The sequence below is a fragment of the Streptomyces gobitricini genome, from assembly GCF_039532985.1.
GTDB lineage: Bacteria > Actinomycetota > Actinomycetes > Streptomycetales > Streptomycetaceae > Streptomyces > Streptomyces gobitricini.
Map to the genome: position 1 here is coordinate 112,598 of NZ_BAAASR010000023.1, position 15,692 is coordinate 128,289.

General features: G+C 73.8%; 14 protein-coding genes. 6 read left to right on the forward strand and 8 right to left on the reverse strand.

All coding sequences use genetic code 11. From position 1 onward, the window contains the following. The first annotated feature begins 100 nt into the window (after positions 1 to 100). From ABD347_RS21375 to ABD347_RS21385, 3 genes are read left to right on the forward strand one after another with little or no spacing between them, the layout of a single operon-like run. Positions 101 to 784: a response regulator gene (locus tag ABD347_RS21375; RefSeq protein WP_344363708.1), complete on the forward strand. Its 684-nt coding sequence runs from the start codon at positions 101 to 103 to the stop codon at positions 782 to 784. After that, positions 781 to 2,346: an ATP-binding protein gene (locus ABD347_RS21380; RefSeq protein WP_425575727.1), complete on the forward strand. Its 1,566-nt coding sequence runs from the start codon at positions 781 to 783 to the stop codon at positions 2,344 to 2,346. Before ABD347_RS21375 ends, ABD347_RS21380 begins: the two co-directional genes overlap by 4 nt. Then, positions 2,343 to 2,960 carry a hypothetical protein gene (locus ABD347_RS21385; RefSeq protein ID WP_344363711.1) on the forward strand — a complete coding sequence of 206 codons (618 nt, stop codon included), beginning with the start codon at positions 2,343 to 2,345 and terminating at the stop codon, positions 2,958 to 2,960. Before ABD347_RS21380 ends, ABD347_RS21385 begins: the two co-directional genes overlap by 4 nt. Before the next feature lie 214 nt (positions 2,961 to 3,174). Here the strand turns inward: ABD347_RS21385 and ABD347_RS21390 are convergent, their stop codons facing one another. Both ABD347_RS21390 and ABD347_RS21395 read right to left on the reverse strand, forming a co-directional pair. After that, entirely contained in the window at positions 3,175 to 3,531 is a 357-nt protein-coding gene (locus ABD347_RS21390; protein WP_344363713.1) for a DUF8129 domain-containing protein, read from the reverse strand. Then, entirely contained in the window at positions 3,528 to 4,208 is a 681-nt protein-coding gene (locus ABD347_RS21395) for an HhH-GDP family DNA glycosylase (RefSeq protein ID WP_344363715.1), read from the reverse strand. Before ABD347_RS21395 ends, ABD347_RS21390 begins: the two co-directional genes overlap by 4 nt. A gap of 290 nt (positions 4,209 to 4,498) precedes the next feature. On the opposite strand from ABD347_RS21395, the gene ABD347_RS21400 reads away from it, so the two are divergent. Continuing rightward, a complete protein-coding gene (locus tag ABD347_RS21400; RefSeq protein WP_344363718.1) occupies positions 4,499 to 5,725 on the forward strand; it encodes an ROK family protein in 1,227 nt (408 codons plus the stop codon). Positions 5,726 to 5,864: 139 nt separating this feature from the next. On the opposite strand, the gene ABD347_RS21405 is transcribed toward ABD347_RS21400, so the two are convergent. The 3 genes from ABD347_RS21405 to ABD347_RS21415 all read right to left on the reverse strand — a co-directional run bounded on the left by ABD347_RS21405 (position 5,865) and on the right by ABD347_RS21415 (position 7,555). Next, a complete protein-coding gene (locus tag ABD347_RS21405) occupies positions 5,865 to 6,131 on the reverse strand; it encodes a mycoredoxin (protein ID WP_344363721.1) in 267 nt (88 codons plus the stop codon). A 353-nt stretch (positions 6,132 to 6,484) separates the two neighbouring features. Continuing rightward, the gene (locus ABD347_RS21410) at positions 6,485 to 7,024 is read right to left on the reverse strand and encodes an ATP-binding protein (RefSeq protein WP_344363724.1); all 540 of its coding nucleotides are present in this window, start codon (positions 7,022 to 7,024) and stop codon (positions 6,485 to 6,487) included. 201 nt (positions 7,025 to 7,225) lie between these two features. Next, positions 7,226 to 7,555 carry a hypothetical protein gene (locus ABD347_RS21415; RefSeq protein WP_344363726.1) on the reverse strand — a complete coding sequence of 110 codons (330 nt, stop codon included), beginning with the start codon at positions 7,553 to 7,555 and terminating at the stop codon, positions 7,226 to 7,228. 275 nt (positions 7,556 to 7,830) lie between these two features. Between ABD347_RS21415 and ABD347_RS21420 the strand changes: the two genes are divergently transcribed. Continuing rightward, a complete protein-coding gene (locus tag ABD347_RS21420) occupies positions 7,831 to 9,000 on the forward strand; it encodes a PLP-dependent cysteine synthase family protein (protein ID WP_344363795.1) in 1,170 nt (389 codons plus the stop codon). 220 nt (positions 9,001 to 9,220) lie between these two features. Here ABD347_RS21420 and ABD347_RS21425 read toward each other — a convergent pair whose 3' ends face one another. Then, entirely contained in the window at positions 9,221 to 9,682 is a 462-nt protein-coding gene (locus ABD347_RS21425) for an SRPBCC family protein (protein WP_344363728.1), read from the reverse strand. Positions 9,683 to 9,777: 95 nt separating this feature from the next. After that, entirely contained in the window at positions 9,778 to 10,608 is an 831-nt protein-coding gene (locus ABD347_RS21430) for a DeoR/GlpR family DNA-binding transcription regulator (protein WP_344363730.1), read from the reverse strand. Between the two features lie 198 nt (positions 10,609 to 10,806). Here ABD347_RS21430 and ABD347_RS21435 point away from each other — a divergent pair, with 198 nt between their 5' ends. Beyond that, positions 10,807 to 13,173 carry a hypothetical protein gene (locus ABD347_RS21435; RefSeq protein WP_425575728.1) on the forward strand — a complete coding sequence of 789 codons (2,367 nt, stop codon included), beginning with the start codon at positions 10,807 to 10,809 and terminating at the stop codon, positions 13,171 to 13,173. Here ABD347_RS21435 and ABD347_RS21440 read toward each other — a convergent pair. Next, a complete protein-coding gene (locus tag ABD347_RS21440) occupies positions 13,143 to 15,587 on the reverse strand; it encodes a right-handed parallel beta-helix repeat-containing protein (RefSeq protein ID WP_344363732.1) in 2,445 nt (814 codons plus the stop codon). The two genes, ABD347_RS21435 and ABD347_RS21440, sit on opposite strands and share 31 nt — an antisense overlap. Positions 15,588 to 15,692 lie beyond the last annotated feature (105 nt).

A 15,692-nucleotide genomic window follows, 5' to 3' on the forward strand; every position in this document is an offset into this window, starting at 1 on the left:
GAGGTGGACGCCCTCGTCACCGGGGCTGTCGCGCGGTTGCGCCGCCGCCGGTCCTGAACCGACCCCCGAACCACTTCCCACCTTCAGGAATACTGCGCGTATGCCTCGTGTGCTCCTCATCGAAGACGACCCCTCCGTGCGCGAGGGCGTGGAACTCGGACTGTGCCGTCGCGGCCACGAGGTGCGGACCGCCGCCACCGGCGAGGCCGGGCTTGCCGCGCTTCGCGAGTTCCGGCCCGACCTGCTGCTGCTCGACCTGATGCTGCCCGGAATGAACGGAGTGCAGGTGTGCCGCACGGTGCGCGAGGACAGCCAGCTTCCGATCATCATGCTCACCGCCCGCGGCGACGACTTCGACGTCGTCGTCGGCCTCGAGGCCGGTGCCGACGACTACATCGTCAAACCCGCCCGCACCGAGGTCATCGAGGCCCGTATCCGCGCCGTGCTGCGCAGGATCGAGGACCCCGGCGGCGGGCGGTCCGCCGTCGAGTCCCACGGTGAACTGGCCATCGACCGGACCGGGCTCACCGTCGCCAAGAACGGCGCACGCCTCGCCCTGGCGCCGTCCGAGATGAAACTGCTCCTGCATCTGTCCGCCGCGCCCGAACAGGTCTTCAGCCGCCAGCAGTTGCTGGAACACGTCTGGGAGCACAGCTACCACGGCGACGCCCGGCTCGTGGACGCCTGCGTGCGGCGGCTGCGCAACAAGATCGAGGACGTCCCGGGGAGCCCCCGCTACATACAGACCCTGCGGGGCTTCGGCTACCGCTTCGGACCGCTGTGAGCCTCCCCGAGCCGTCCCGGCTCCGCAGACCGTCCCGGCTCCGCAGACCGTCCCGGCTCCGCAGACCGTCCCGGCTCCGCAGACCGTCCAGGCAGCGGGGGACCACCGGTGGACGGCGCCGTCCCTTCGGCCTGCGGACCCGCCTCGTCCTCGCCTTCCTGCTGGTGGCCGCCGTCAGCGCCGGTACGACCGCCGCGCTCACCTTCCGCGAGGCGCGCAACGCGGTCCTGGGGACGGCACAGGACACCGCGGTCGCCTCATTCCGCGACCAGGTGCGCGACCTCGACTTCCGCCTGCCCGTGGACACGACCGGCCTGGTGGGCAGGCTGCGTGCCATCGCCCGCAACGGCAAGCCGCACACCTGGTACGTCTACGCCGAGTACGGTTCGGTCCGCGCCTCCTCCGGGGACAGCCCCACCTCCACGGTGATCACGCCCGAACTGCGCCGCAGGGCCCACGCCGATCCGCACGGCAGCTTCGAGCGGGTCGTCAAGGACGGGGTGCCGTACCTGGCCATCGGTATGCCGGTCGTGTTCAAGGTCGGGGCGAACGGGGTCGTGCCGTCCGGGCTCGTCCTGTTCGCGGTGATGCCGATGTCCGAGGAGCAGGCGAACGTGGAGGCGCTGGTCGTCGCCGCGCGGGACGGCGCGCTGCCCGGCCTCGCCATCGCCCTGGTGCCCGCGCTGATCGCCGCGCGCAGTGTGCTGCGCCCGGTGCGCGAGCTGCGCGAGGCCGCCCACTCCATGGGCAGTGGCCGCCTCGACACCCGTATCGAGGTCAGGGGCAGCGACGAGCTCGCCGACCTGGCGCGGACGTTCAACGAGTCCGCGGGCGAACTGGGCCGCTCCGTGTACGGGTTGCGGCAGGCGGAGGCGCGTGCCCGCCGCTTCGCCTCCGACGTCTCGCACGAACTGCGCACCCCGCTCGCGGGGATGCTCGCCGTCACCGGGGTCCTCGACGAGGACGCGGACCGCCTCGACCCCGACACCGCGCGCGCGGTCCGGCTGATCAGCGCGGAGACCGGAAAGCTCGCGGTGCTCGTGGAGGACCTGATGGAGATCTCCCGCTTCGACGCCCGCGTCGTCGCACTCAACACCGACGAGGTCGACGCCGCGGAGGCCGTACGCAAGACCCTGGCGCAGCGGCGCTGGACCGACCTGGTCACCGCGGACCTGCCGGACGGCATCCGCGCCCGGCTCGACCCCCGCCGCTTCGACATCGTCGTCGCCAACCTGGTCGGCAACGCGATCCGGCACGGCGGAGCACCCGTCACCGTACGGCTGCGTACCGCCGTCGGCGCTGACGGGACGGGACGGCTGGTCACCGAGGTCTCCGACCGGGGGCCCGGTATCCGGCCCGACGTCCTGCCGCACATCTTCGACCGCTTCTACAAGGCCGACGCGGCCCGCACCCGCTCGTCCGGCAGCGGCCTGGGCCTGGCCATCACGCTGGAGAACGTCCGGCTGCACGGCGGTACCGTCCGCGCCGCGAACGGCCCCGGCGGAACCGGAGCCGTCTTCACCGTCGATATGCCCCTGCACACGGGGGAGGTTTCGGCATGAGACGACGCCAGGCCGTGGCGCTCTCCGCTCCGGCCGCGCTGCTGCTCGCCGGCTGCGGTATCCCGGAGACGGACGTCGTCGCAGCGGGCGGCCCGGCCACCGTCCAGATCGTCCCGTACCCGTCCACCAGTCTGTTCCTCTTCTTCCGGTCGCCCGACGGGCGGTTGATGCCCGTGACCCGCTTCCTGGACGACGCTCCCGAAACACCGGATTCACCGGGGGTGGGGACCGCCAGGACGGTCTCGGAACTCTTCGCCGGGCCGCTGGAGAACGAACGGCGGGTCGGGCTCACCGACGGTCTGCCCGACCTGCCGGAGACGCCCGTCCGCGCGGCGCCGCACCCGGACGGCGGGGTGGAGGTGATGGTCCCGATCGACCTCAACGCCCTCGACGACCTGGCGATACGGCAACTCGTGTGCACGATCGCGTTCACCGAGGACGACGGGGGCCGCACTCCGGTGCGTCTGCGAGGGGCGGACACTGCGCTGGAGCCCACCTTCTGCGACGCGCACATCGGCCACGACCGCCTTCCGAGACCCGCAGCCGTCCGGGGCACCGGCGGCCCGCCGGAGGACCGGCCTGCCCCCGGAACTGTCCCCGACGAAGGGCGCTGACCGGCCGCGCGGCTCCGGGGGACGTCCTGCTCACCTCGTCCGTCGCGGCACCGGGCCCCGGCCGGACGGACGACGGCGCCTGCCCCCGGCCGGGCCCGGACCGCCGGGCCCGGCCGAGGCCGGGCGCCCGGTGGCCTGCGCTTGGGGGCCGCGCCCGACGGCCTGCGCCCGGCCGCGTTTGGCGGCCCGCGCCAGGCAGCCTGCGGCCGTGCGGTCAGCCGCCGGTGCGGTTGGCCTTCGGCTTGCCGCGCTGGTCCGGCGTGCCGTGCGGCGGCGGGCTCGAAGGCTCCGGCGACGTGGCGGGCGAGACCGGAGAGCCGCCGCGCCCGTGACCGGCGGTCTCCGGCTTGAAGGCGGCCGGATTGCCGCCGGACAGGGGGGCTCCGGCGTCCAGCTGCCGCTTCCGGGCCGTCAGGATCTGGACGACCATGGCGCGGTCGGCGTGCCCATGCTCGTAGTGCAGCAACTGGTCGAGCTCCGGCACGCTCAGCGCCCGGATGCGGTGCTCCAGCGTGCCGACGGGCAGCTGGTCGTAGTCGGGCAGCGGAAGTCCGCCGTGTTCGGTGGTCATCCGGATCCTCCCTGTGTCTCGTTGACTGTCTCGTGCACGTGGTCGACGACGTGCTTGTCCAGCGCGGCGCGCACCAACGCGGCGGCCAGCGCGGGCAGCTCCTCCTTCCCGACCAGACGGGCGAGTGCCTCCGGGTCGGCCGGCAGACCCAGCCGGCCGGCTCCTTCCAGCGTCTTGGCGTCGAGGTACGGCGACAGCTCTGGCCAGACGCCCTGGACCTCGCGCAGGAAGATGTCCACCCCGGCCGGGCCGATCCCCGGGGCCTCCTGAAGGAGGGTGCGGAGCTCCTCCACGTCACCGCCGGCCTTGTCGCGCAAGCGGCGGAGATCGCCGCCGTACGCGTCGAGCACCAGCTCCGCGACCTGGCCGAGCTGGGTGGACGTCCGCTCGTCGTAGCGCCGGTAGCCGCCCTTCCCCAGCGCGTCGACCCGTTGCTGCCAGGTGGCGTCGCCCATGCGCCGGGCGTCCCGCAGCCCCGCGTCGAACAGGGCGCGTGCCGCCGACACCGCCGTGTCGGCCCGGATGCGGGCGCTCAGCAGATGGGCGAGTACCAGGAGCTGGTACAGCGGCTGAGGGGCGTCCTTCAGGCGGATCCCCGCCTCCTCCGCGTACGTACGGCCCTCGGCGTCGAGCAGGGCCCGCACCGTCGCTCCGCTCTCGCTGTCGGGGCGTGCCATGCCAACCTCCCGGAACCTCACGCGACGGATCCTCCGACGTCCCTCGACGACCTCCGACCTCCGACGACCTCCGACGACGTCCTTCGACGACCTCCGACCTCCGACGACCTCCGACGTCCCTCGACGACTTCCGGCGACCGTCCGCCACCTCCCTCCGTCGAGGCCTTCTCCGCCCGGTCGCGGCCCCTTGTCCGGCCCCGGCGACTCTGCCGCCCGCAGTACCCGTCCACGAGCGGGCGAAACAGCACCGCCGGGCGGCCGGGCCACGGGATCATGGGAGACTCGCCCCCATGAACGGCAAGGCGACCACGACCCGATCACGGCTGGACAGAGGCCGCAGCGCGCTCGGCCCCGCGCTGGAGCTGGTGCACACCGGACGCGCCCCCACCCGCGCCGTCCTCACCGCCGAGCTCGGAGTCACCCGCGCCACCGCCGGTGCCGTCGCCGCCGAACTGGAGGCCCTCGGCCTCATCCGCGTGGACTCCCGCCCGGGCGCCGCCGCCGGATCCCAGGGCAGGCCCTCGCACCGGCTCACCGTCGACGAGAAGGGTCCGGTCGCGCTCGCCGCCCAGGTCCACGCCGACGGGTTCCGCGCCGCCCTGGTCGGTCTCGGCGGCCGCGTCGTCGCCACGGCGCCCGGCTGCATGACCGTCTCCGCCGACCCGGCGCAGGTCCTCAGGGCCGTCGTCGAGTCGGGCGCCGGACTGCTGCGCGACAGCGGCCGCCGCTGCGTGGGCGCCGGCCTCGCCGTGCCCTCCGCCGTCGCCGAGCCGGAGGGCACCGCCCTCAACCCGCTCCACCTCGCCTGGCCGGCCGGAGCGCCCGTCCGCGACATCTTCGCCGGGCTGGTACGGGCGGCCGGCATCGACGGCCCCGCCTTCACCGGCAACGACGTGAACCTCGCCGCCCTGGCCGAGCACCGGCACGGCGCCGGACGCGGCGCCCAGCACCTGCTGTGCGTCGCCACCGGGCACCGCGGTGTCGGCGGCGCCCTCGTCCTCGACGGACGCCTGCACACCGGCAGCTCCGGCCTCGCCCTCGAGGTCGGCCACCTCACCGTGAATCCCGAGGGCCGCCCGTGCTACTGCGGCAGCCGCGGCTGCCTCGACGTCGAGGCCGACCCGCTCGCCTTCCTCACGGCCGCCGGCCGCGAGCCCGGGCCCGAGGTCTCCCTGCTCCAGCAGAGCCGCGACCTGCTCCGCGACCACGCCACCGACCCGGGCGTACGGGCGGCCACCGAAGAGCTCATCGACCGGCTCGGGCTGGGGCTGGCGGGTCTGGTCAACATCCTCAACCCCGACCGCATCATCCTCGGCGGTCTGCACCGCGAACTGCTCGCGGCCGACCCGGAGCGGCTCCGCGCCGTGGTGGCCGACCGCAGCCTGTGGGGCCGCAGTGGCGGCGTACCGATCCTGGGCTGCACCCTGGACCACAACAGCCTCGCGGGCGCCGCCGAACTGGCCTGGCAGCCGGTGCTGGACGACCCCCTCACCGCCCTGGGCCGCCCGGCCGCGTAACCGCGACGATCGGGGCAGCGGTGTGCGCGCCCGGGCGTCCGGACGAGGGCGGGCGCCCGGCGCCCGCTCACCCCCGCCGGTGGCCACCGGCGGCGAGCACGTCGAGCGGCGGCGCCCTCACGACAGACGCCCCCGCCACTCACAACGCGTGCGGGGCGTGTTCCCTCACGGCCGCCAGCAACCGCCGCAGCGACGGGTTGACCAGCGCCCTGCCCGCCACGCTCACGGTCGGCACCGTCTCGTTGCCGTCGGCCACCGAGCGGACGTGAGCCGCCGCCTCGGGGTCCTTCCAGATGTTCACCTCGGTGTACCGCAGCCCGGTGAAGCGCAGTTGGAGACGGAGCTTCATGCAGTACGGGCAGCCCGGCCGCCAGTACACGATCACGGTGTCGCGGTCCTCGCCCATGACTCCCCCTTCGTCATCGGCGAGCCTATCCCTCGGGTTGTACGCCGCGCGTATGTCGACGAGGACATCCCCGCGCCGCCGCCATGCCGACGCTCCGTACCATCGGCCATCGGCCATCGGCCGGCGGCGATCGAGCGTCGAGCGGCGGTCATCGAGCATCGACCGGCGGGGTGCCCCGGTGGGAGTGACGAGGACGGACGGCCCGGTGCCGCGCGCCGGTACGCGTCCCGGGGGAGTGGTTCCCCCCGTACCGCCCCGGACAAGCAGTGAGCCGGCAGGACGTCCGTACGGCGGTCCCGGCCCGGCGGGGCACCGATCATCCGGCGCTCCCGGCCCGGTGGGTGCCCTCCCGGTCAGCCCGCCACGGCCGGCCGGGCGACGGCCCGTTCCCGGACGGCGTCCGCCGCGTCGGACGTGTCCCCGAAGGGCACCGCGCCGAAAGGACCGCTGGTGGCGGCCCCGTACACAGGAAGGGGCGGGATGGGCAGGGGCGTCGTCGACGGCGCCGGGAGGGTGAACCACACGACCTTCCCCGCATCGCCCCGCGGACTGGCGCCCCAGCTTTCGCTGAACGCCTCTATCAGGGCCAGACCCCGTCCCGAAGTGGCCAGCGGATCCGGCGCGTTGGCCGCCGGTAGGCGGGGATCGTGGTCGTGGACCGAGACCGTCAGCCGGCCGAGCATGAACTCGATCTCGACGGTGCATACCTTGTCCGGCTGGGCGTGCTGGTGGACATTCGTCAGGAGCTCGGTGACACCGAGCTCGGCCTTCTCGATCAGACAATCGAGATTCCAGTAGCGCAATTGCGCCGAAACGATTCTGCGGACCTGACCGATCCGCGACGGCAGGGCTTGGAGCTCTACCGTGCACTGCCTGCTTGCCTGGCTGATCACGGCTGCGACTCCCCGAAATGAGGTCCGGAAGAAGACGGAGATCGGATCCAGTAGTTGGCTGGCTGTTGACCCGGCGGGCTGGATCGCAGCGTCACCGCCGGTGCACCCTGGGTAGTGATGTCAGTCCAGCGTGGACCACGGGTGACCGCCGCGCAACTCGCGGCAACCGGTTACCGGGAGGTCCCCGCCGTCACTTCTGCTTCAGTCCCGGCCGCCGCCCGCGCGGCGGACCGTCTCCAACAGGCGGCCGACGAGCGCCGACTCGGCCGCCCCGCCGGGCCCTCGGTCACGCTGTCCCATGGTCAGCCGGTACCGCGTGCCGTTGAGGGTCGCCACCATGGCGTCCTCGCGCCCCGCGAACCAGGGCCTGCTCGCCCTGACCGCCCGTACCGGAGCAGCGTCGATCACCCGTCCGTAGCTGGTGAGGAGCGCCAGCCGGCCATCCTTGATCAGGACCTCGCCCGCCCGGGTCAGCGAACGCGGCCACCGTTCGATCCGTACGCCTGTGGCGCTGAAATCGGCCTCGGCCATGACGTACCCAGCCCCCTTCGCGCAGGTTTATGCCGGTCAGTCTGCCCAAGTGCCCGTCACAATGCCAGGGCGCGTGGACGGATGCGCCCCCTGTATCGCGTACAGCGCTGGACGGTGCGCCCCGTGCGCCGTGCCGCGACTCGGCCCCGCGGCCGGCCCGGCGCCCCTGCAAGCGTTCCCTATGGGGTACCAAAGCCATCGTTTGTGCAGGTGAGGGGGGTATGTTCGAGGAAGGGCAGCAGGGGGAGAGGAACGAGGAGCGGCGCGTGAGCACCATGGAACGAGCAGGACTGACAGGACTGGCAGGGGCGACCGGGCCCGTCACGACCATGGACGCGGACCGCAGCGATCCCGCGTACCGGGAGTGGCTCAAGGAAGCCGTACGCAAGGTCCAGGCCGACGCCAACCGGTCCGCCGACACGCACCTGCTGCTCTTCCCGCTGCCCGAGCGGTGGGGCATCGACCTCTACCTCAAGGACGAGTCGACCCACCCGACCGGCAGCCTCAAGCACCGCCTGGCGCGTTCCCTGTTCCTCTACGGGCTGTGCAACGGCTGGATCCGCCCCGGAAAGCCCGTCATCGAGGCGTCCAGCGGCTCGACCGCCGTCTCCGAGGCGTACTTCGCGAGCCTCATCGGTGTGCCGTTCATCGCCGTCATGCCGCGCACCACCAGCCCGGAGAAGATCCGGCTCATCGAATTCCACGGCGGCCAGTGCCACTTCGTCGACGACTCACGCAAGATGTACGAGGAGTCCGCCGCCCTGGCCGCCGCCACCGGCGGCCACTACATGGACCAGTTCACCTACGCGGAACGCGCCACCGACTGGCGGGGGAACAACAACATCGCCGAATCGATCTACCAGCAGCTGCGCCTGGAGCGCTATCCGGAACCCGCCTGGATCGTCGCCACGGCCGGCACGGGCGGCACGTCCGCGACCATCGCCCGCTACGTCCACTACATGATGTACGACACCCGGATCTGCGTCCCGGACCCGGAGAACTCCTGCTTCTTCGAGGGCTGGACCACCGGGAACGCGGACGCCGCCAGCGATTGCGGCTCCCGCATCGAGGGCATCGGGCGGCCCCGGATGGAGCCCAGCTTCGTGCCGGGTGCCATCGACCGGATGATGAAGGTGCCCGACGCGGCGAGCGTGGCCGCCGTTCGCGCACTGGAGACCGCCATCGGGCGCAAGGCGGGCGGTTCGACGGGGACCGGCCTGTGGAGCGCGCTGAAGATCGTCGCCGAGATGGTGGCGGAGGGCCGCACCGGCAGCGTCGTCACCCTGATCTGCGACCCCGGCGACCGCTACCTCGACAAGTACTACTCCGACGCGTGGCTCGCCGAACAGGGCCTGGACATCGCCCCGTACAGCGCGGCCATCGACGAGTTCCTCGGCAGCGGCGTCTGGCCGGACCGGCCGCCCAGGACCGGCACCGCCGCCTGAGGGAACGTTACGACGCCGGGGGGGGCGACGCCCGTTGCGGCCGGGGCGGCGCGTCACGTCCCCGGACGCGAGCCGGTGGGCCGTACCTCGCGGGACGCGAAGGACAGGGTGCGCCAGGCGGCGTCAGTGAGGCGGCGCGTCCGCTCGGGCCGGGCCGGCGCCACCGGCGGGTGTGCGCCCGTGGGGCGGCGGGCCCGGAGCCCGGTGCGCCGGCGCCCCGTCAGTGGTCCGCCAGCAGACCGCGCAGGGCCCGGCCGAAGAGCCATCGGCCCGCACGCGCGACCAGCGCGTCGCACACCCGGGGCAGGCCGCGTACGCTCGCCTCCTCGGTCCACGTCACCCGGACCGCCCCGGGCGCGGTCTCCCGCACCTCGATCTCGGCCCAGCCCGTGATCACCCGGCCCCGCTTCTCCAGTCGGCACACACCCGCGCCGGGGGCGCCACCCGCCCCGCCGCCCGGCTCCGGCGGCTCGCACCGGACGACCTCCATCGGATCGTCGAACCCGGCCGGCCCGATCCCGGTGCGCATCGTGAACCGGCTCCCCACCCGCACCGGACCCTCGGACACCGCCGTCGCACGGGTCAGCGGCACCAGCGCCGCATGCGCCGGCCAGTCGGTGAGCCGCCGCCACGCCTCTCCGGCGGACAGCGGGGCACCACGGACGATCCGGAACAGGGCCATGCCCCGATCGTATGCGCCCCACCCCCGCGCGGCCGTCTCCCACCGGGACCGTCGGGCCGGGTCCTCCCGTGCCTCTCCGTCTCCCGCCGGGACCGTCAGGCCGCGTCCTCCTCGCCCGCCACGACCAGCCCCGGCAGGTGCTCCGTCATCTCGGCCCGTACCTCGTCCGTCAGGCCGCCGTCCGTCACCAGGATCGCGATCTCGTCCAGCCGGGCGAAGGAACTCAAGCCCACCGTTCCCCACTTGGTGTGGTCCGCCACGACCACCACACGCCGTGCCGAGCGGACGAGCCGCCGGTTGGTCTCCGCCTCCGCGATGTTCGGCGTGGACAGGCCCGCCTCGACCGAGATCCCGTGCACCCCCAGGAACAGGACGTCGAAGTGGAGCGAGCGGATCGCCTGGTCCGCCACCGGCCCCACCAACGAGTCCGAAGGCGTCCGCACACCTCCCGTCAGCACCACGGTCGCGGCACCCGGGCGGGGCGCACCGCCCGTACCGGTGCCCTGCGCCGTGTGGAACACGTCGGCGACCCGCACCGAGTTGGTCACCACCGTCAGATCCGGCACGTCCAGCAGGTGCCGGGCCAGCGCGTACGTCGTCGTACCGCCCGACAGGGCGATGGCGCTGCCGGGCGCCGCCATCGCCGCCGCCGCCCGCGCGATGTCCTCCTTCGCGCCCTGCTCCAGCGACGACTTCGCCTCGAACCCGGGCTCGTGGGTGCTCGCCTCGGCGAGAGGCACCGCGCCGCCGTGCACCTTCTCGATGACGCCCTGCCGCGCCAGCGCGTCCAGGTCCCGGCGGACCGTCATGTCCGAGACGCTGAGCCTGCGGGTGAGCTCATTGACCCGTACCCCGCCGCGTCGCCTCACCTCGTCCAGGATCAAGGCGCGTCGCTGTTCCGCGAGCAGGTTCTGGTTGTCGCTCACCGCTGAGGCCGGTCCTTCCCGTCGTCACCACCGCTGGCCAAGACACATCATCCTGCCATGGGCCAGGTGGCGACGGACCGGGGGAGATTCCGTGAGAACGCTGCCGCCGGCCGCCCCGCTGGACGATCCTTGTCCCGTCCGTACACGTCCGGTCACACGCCACTCCACCATCCGAACCCCCACCTGGGAGGGACCCCCGTGCCCCCTGCCCCTCCGGAGCCCTCGCCCCCCGGCGCCGCGCTGGAACTGCTGGTCCACGGCGTCGGCGGCACCACCCCGGAGCAGATGCTCGACGATCCCCGAACCGTACGGGTCACCGGAGACGAGACGGCGGCGATGTACCGGCGCACCGCCGACCAGCACGCCGAGGCCGAACCGGAGCGGTTCGCCGACGGCCGGCCGGTCCCCGAGGCGTACTGCTGGTGCAACCTGACCTCCGGCAACGGATCCCGTGCCTTATGGCTGCTGCTCCTGCCGTTCATGGTGGCCAACCTCGCCCACTGGATGCGCCCGCCCGCCGACCGGCAGACCGCCGCCGTCCGGCTCTACGGCGTCCTGGTGCGCCTCGTCGCCCTGAGCCTGACCGTGCTGCTCACGGCCGCCGCCTGCGAAGTCGCCCTGGACCTGACCGCCTGGCAGTGCGCCGGGTCCGCCCGCTGCGCGGAGGAACGCTCCTGGCTCGGCTTCATGTCCGCCGCCCAGGGCGGCTGGTGGTCCCAGCCCGGCCGCCGGCTCGCTCTCGCCGCTCTCGTGCCCACCGCCCTGGTCGGGCTGTTGTGGTACCTGTCCAACCGCACCTGGAGCGCGTACGAGGCCCAGCGCCCGCCCCGGGGCGACGGGGACGCCGACGCCACGCCCGACGGGCGGCTGCGGCCCGCGCTCGGCAGGCCCGGCTTCTGGTACGGCCGCCGCCTCGTGGCCCGGCTGCGCGCCGCGCACACCGCCGCCGGGTTCCTCACCGTGGCGGCGGCGGTCGGCGGCGCGGCGGCCCGCTACGACCGGAACGCCACCGGTGCGGGCCGTGAGGTGCTCGGCTGGACCCTGGAGGGCGCGCTGTTCCTCGGAGCGCTGGCCGTGACCTGGGTGGTGTGCCGCCGGGGCCGCAGTGAGAGGCGGCTCGACAACCGGGTCGACCGCGCCGCCGTAAACTGGCTGCCCGGTGCCTCCCTCGCGCTGCTCGTCCTGGCGGTGCTCTACGCGGGCCTGCCCCGGCCGGGCTGGCGCTCCACGGGCACCCTCCCCGGGGACCCGACGTTCAGCGTGATCACCCTCGGTCAGGGCGTCCTCGTGCTGTCCCTCGCCGTCGTGTCGACGCGGTTGCACCGGCGCGCCCCCCACAGCCGAACCGTCCTGTACGGGCTCGGCGGCCCCGCCGTCGCGATGCTCGCCTGCGCGCTCGGCGGCGTCATGAGCGGGGGCGTCGCGCAGCGCGTCGCCGACTGGCTCGACGGCCCGGCCACGCCGGGCGCCGGCCATGACCCCATCGGGCCGCCCGTGCTGCTCAGCTGGCAGGCCTCCGCCATCCCGGTCCTGCTTCTCCTGCTGCTCGTCCCCGCCGCCGTCCTCGCCGTCCGTACCGCGCTCGCCGCCCGCCGGCTCGCGCCCGTCGTGGAGGCCGAGTACGAGGGCGAGCAGCCCGACGCCGTCCGTACCCGGCGCATCGCCGGCACCCGCGCCTGTGCCGCTCTCACCGACGCGGCACCCGTGATCGTCGGCATCGTCTCCGGCGCCACCCTCCTGCTGGGCGCCGGAGCGCTCGTCGGGGCGTGGGTGAGCGAAACGGTGCCGGGCAGGGCCTTCACGGGCGGCCACCCGTTCGTGGAGAGCGCGGCCGAGGCGGCGCAGGCGCTCGGATCCTGGCTGATCGGCCTGGGCTTCATACTGTTCGTCACCTGGGGCCGCCGTGCCTACCGGGACGCCTCCGCCCGCCGCACCGTCGGCATCCTGTGGGACGTCGGCACCTTCTGGCCGCGCGCCGCCCACCCGTTCGCCCCGCCCTGCTACGCCGAGCGGGCCGTGCCGGACCTGACCTGGCGCATGGCGTCCTGGACCGGCCGCACGGGCGGGCGCCTGGTCATCTCCGGCCACTCGCAGGGCAGCGTGCTGGCCGCCGCCGCCGTCTGGCAGCTCTCGGCAGGCACCCGCCGCCGGGTCGCGCTGCTCACGTACGGCTCGCCCCTGGAACGGTTGTACGGGCGCTGGTTCCCCGCCTACTTCGGGCCCGGGCCCCTCGGAGCCCTCCACCGGGAGCTGCACTGCTGGCGCAACCTGTGGCGCCGCACCGATCCGATAGGCGGCCCGGTGAACCTGCCGGCCGAAGGGGGCAAGCCGGAGGTCGACCACAGGGCGCTGCGCGACCCGGTGGTCTACGGCCGCACCCATGAGCACCCGCTGCCCGAACCGATCCTGGGCCACAGCGACTACCAGGCCGCCCCGGTGTTCGCCAGGGAACGCACCGTACTGCTCGACCGGCTTCCCCCCGCCCTGCCGCTGCCGGCCCCGGCGCCCCTGCCCGAGCAGCGGAGCGACGAGTCTCAGGGCAGCTCGGGCAGGTCCTCCGGGTAGAGCAGGGTCAGGTCGTCGGTGCTCATCTCGGTGAGCCCGGCGACCCGCCCCGCATGCCGCTCGACCATCGACTCGAACGTCCGGCGGGCCGTCCGGCCGTTGCCGAACGCGGGGCCCTTGGGCAGCTCCGTGAAGTACTTCAGGAGCGCCTCGGCCGTCCCCGCGGCGAGCCGGTACTCGTGCTCCTCGGCCTGCTGCTCCACGATCCGCAGCAGCTCATCGGGCACGTAGTCGTTGAAGGTGATCGTCCGTGAGAAGCGGGACGCCACCCCCGGGTTGACGGTCAGGAACCGCTCCATCTCGGCCGTGTACCCGGCCACGATCACCACGACCGCGTCACGGTGGTCCTCCATCAGCTTGACCAGGGTGTCGATCGCCTCGCGCCCGAAGTCCCGCCCCGAGTCCTCCGGGGACAGCGCGTACGCCTCGTCGATGAACAGCACCCCGCCGCGCGCCCGGTCGAAGGCCTCCTGGGTACGGATGGCGGTGGAGCCGATGTGCTCGCCGACCAGGTCCACGCGCGACACCTCGACGAGGTGGCCGCGCTCCAGCACTCCCAGGGACGCGAGGATCTCGCCGTAGAGCCGGGCCACGGTCGTCTTGCCGGTGCCGGGGGACCCGGTGAAGACCAGGTGGCGGCGGACGGACGCGGCCTTGAGGCCGGCCTCCTGGCGCCGTCGGCCCACCTCGATCATGTTGGTGAGGGTGCGGACCTCGCGTTTGACGCTGTCGAGGCCCACCAGCGCGTCCAGTTCACCCAGGACGTCCTCTGAGCCGCGCACGGGCGGTACGGCGGATGGCTCCGCCGGGGCCGCCGCCTGGGCCGGCACCCGGACGGTGGCGGCGGGGGCCGGTGCGCCGGGGACGTGCGGGGCCACCGCGCCGAGCAGCCCGCCGACCGACCGGGCGGCGGCGGGAACCGTGCTCGCCGCCCCGGGCGCCAGGACCCCGCTCTCGTCGCCGGAGCAGTCCTCGACGAGGGGCCCCTCCTCACCGAACTCGTACCCGCCCCGCGCGCACCGCTCGGTACGGCACCGCCTGAGCGTCGTGCGGCACCCGTCCATCACATGGAAGCCGTATCCGCCGCTGCCCGTCACCCGGCAGCCGTGGAACGTGCCGCGGCCCTCCGCCGACACATAGAACCCCGCTTCGGCGGGGGAGGTGACCGTGCACCGCTCGATCACCGGGTCGGCGCCCTTGGTGACGATGACACCGGTCTGCACGGAGTCGATGGTGCACCCGTTCAGCGTCCCGCCGCTGCCGTGGTCACGGAACCAGGCGCCGGTGGACGCCTCCCGGATCCGGCAGTCGTCGAGCTGGGCGGTGGCGCCGTCGCTGACCGACACGGCCGTGTTCCGCACCTGCGACAGGTCGCTGTCCACCACGTCGGCGCGCGACCCGCGGTCCAGGACGAACAGCGCGTCCGGCACGTCGTGGACGCGGCACGCGTCGAGGACGGCCGTCGCGCCGTCGCTGACCCAGACCGCCGGGTAGTCCCCCGTACTGTCGTGGATCTCGCACTGGTTGGCGTCCACGCGCGTGCCCGGGTCCCACACCGACAGCCCGTTGCGCCCGAACCGCCGTACCGTCGACCGGGTCAGCGTCAGCACGGACCGCGACCGCAGGTCCACCGCGTTCTCCGGCACGTCGTGGATGTCGCAGTCGGAGAGCGTCAGCACGGCGTCCGTGTCGAGAGTGACCCCGTCGGCCGTCGTCCGGTGCACGGACGAGTCGGTGAGGTGCGCCGCGGCCCGAGCGGTGATCCGGACACCGCTGCCCTGGATCTCGTACACCTCGCAGCCGATCGCCTCCAGGCCGCTGCCCTCGCCCGTGACGGACAGCCCCGCCCCCGAGGCGTGGTGGATCCGGCACCGCTCCAGGCGGGGGTGCGCGCCACCGCGTACCGAGACACCCGACTGTCCCGCCGAGACCACCTCGCACTCCTCGAACACCCCGCCCGCGCCGTCCAGGACACCGATCCCGACGCCCGCCGGATTGTCGACCGTGCAGCGCCGTACGGTGGGCCGCGCCGCGCCGCGCACCTCCACACCGGCCGCCGACCGGGTCACGATGCGCAGGTCCAGCAGTTCCGGCGTACCGTCCTCGATCAGCAGCGCGGGCGCCGAGGTGTCCTGGCCCTCCACGTGCAGGTCCTGGATGGTCGCCGAGGCGCGCACGGTGAGCGGTACCCCGTCGGCGGGGGCGATCCGCACCGAGCCGACCGCGCCCTCCGAGCCCCGCAGGGTGACGGCGCGCTGGAGGACGAGGTTCTCCCGGTACGTGCCGGGGGAGAGGGTCAGGACATCGCCGTCACCGGCGGCCTCCAGGGCCGCGGCGAGGGAGGCGTACTCGCCCGTGCGGCGCCGCCACCGCGACGTGCCGGTATGCGTCACCTGGACCGTGCCCTGTGCCATGGTGCTGCTCTGCCCCCACCTCGTGCGCCGCGCGTCTGTCCGGACGATCGCACCACCGTAGCGCGCGCGACGGGGGCGGGTTGACCGGTCGGCCACGGTGGTGAC

Coding starts and splice junctions, on each gene's coding strand:
- ABD347_RS21400 (WP_344363718.1), top strand. CDS start 4,499: ATGAACGGCAAGGCGACCACGACCCGATCACGGCTGGACAGAGGCCGC.
- ABD347_RS21420 (WP_344363795.1), top strand. CDS start 7,831: ATGGAACGAGCAGGACTGACAGGACTGGCAGGGGCGACCGGGCCCGTC.
- ABD347_RS21390 (WP_344363713.1), bottom strand. CDS start 3,531: ATGACCACCGAACACGGCGGACTTCCGCTGCCCGACTACGACCAGCTG.
- ABD347_RS21425 (WP_344363728.1), bottom strand. CDS start 9,682: ATGGCCCTGTTCCGGATCGTCCGTGGTGCCCCGCTGTCCGCCGGAGAG.
- ABD347_RS21385 (WP_344363711.1), top strand. CDS start 2,343: ATGAGACGACGCCAGGCCGTGGCGCTCTCCGCTCCGGCCGCGCTGCTG.
- ABD347_RS21440 (WP_344363732.1), bottom strand. CDS start 15,587: ATGGCACAGGGCACGGTCCAGGTGACGCATACCGGCACGTCGCGGTGG.
- ABD347_RS21415 (WP_344363726.1), bottom strand. CDS start 7,555: ATGGCCGAGGCCGATTTCAGCGCCACAGGCGTACGGATCGAACGGTGG.
- ABD347_RS21375 (WP_344363708.1), top strand. CDS start 101: ATGCCTCGTGTGCTCCTCATCGAAGACGACCCCTCCGTGCGCGAGGGC.
- ABD347_RS21395 (WP_344363715.1), bottom strand. CDS start 4,208: ATGGCACGCCCCGACAGCGAGAGCGGAGCGACGGTGCGGGCCCTGCTC.
- ABD347_RS21405 (WP_344363721.1), bottom strand. CDS start 6,131: ATGGGCGAGGACCGCGACACCGTGATCGTGTACTGGCGGCCGGGCTGC.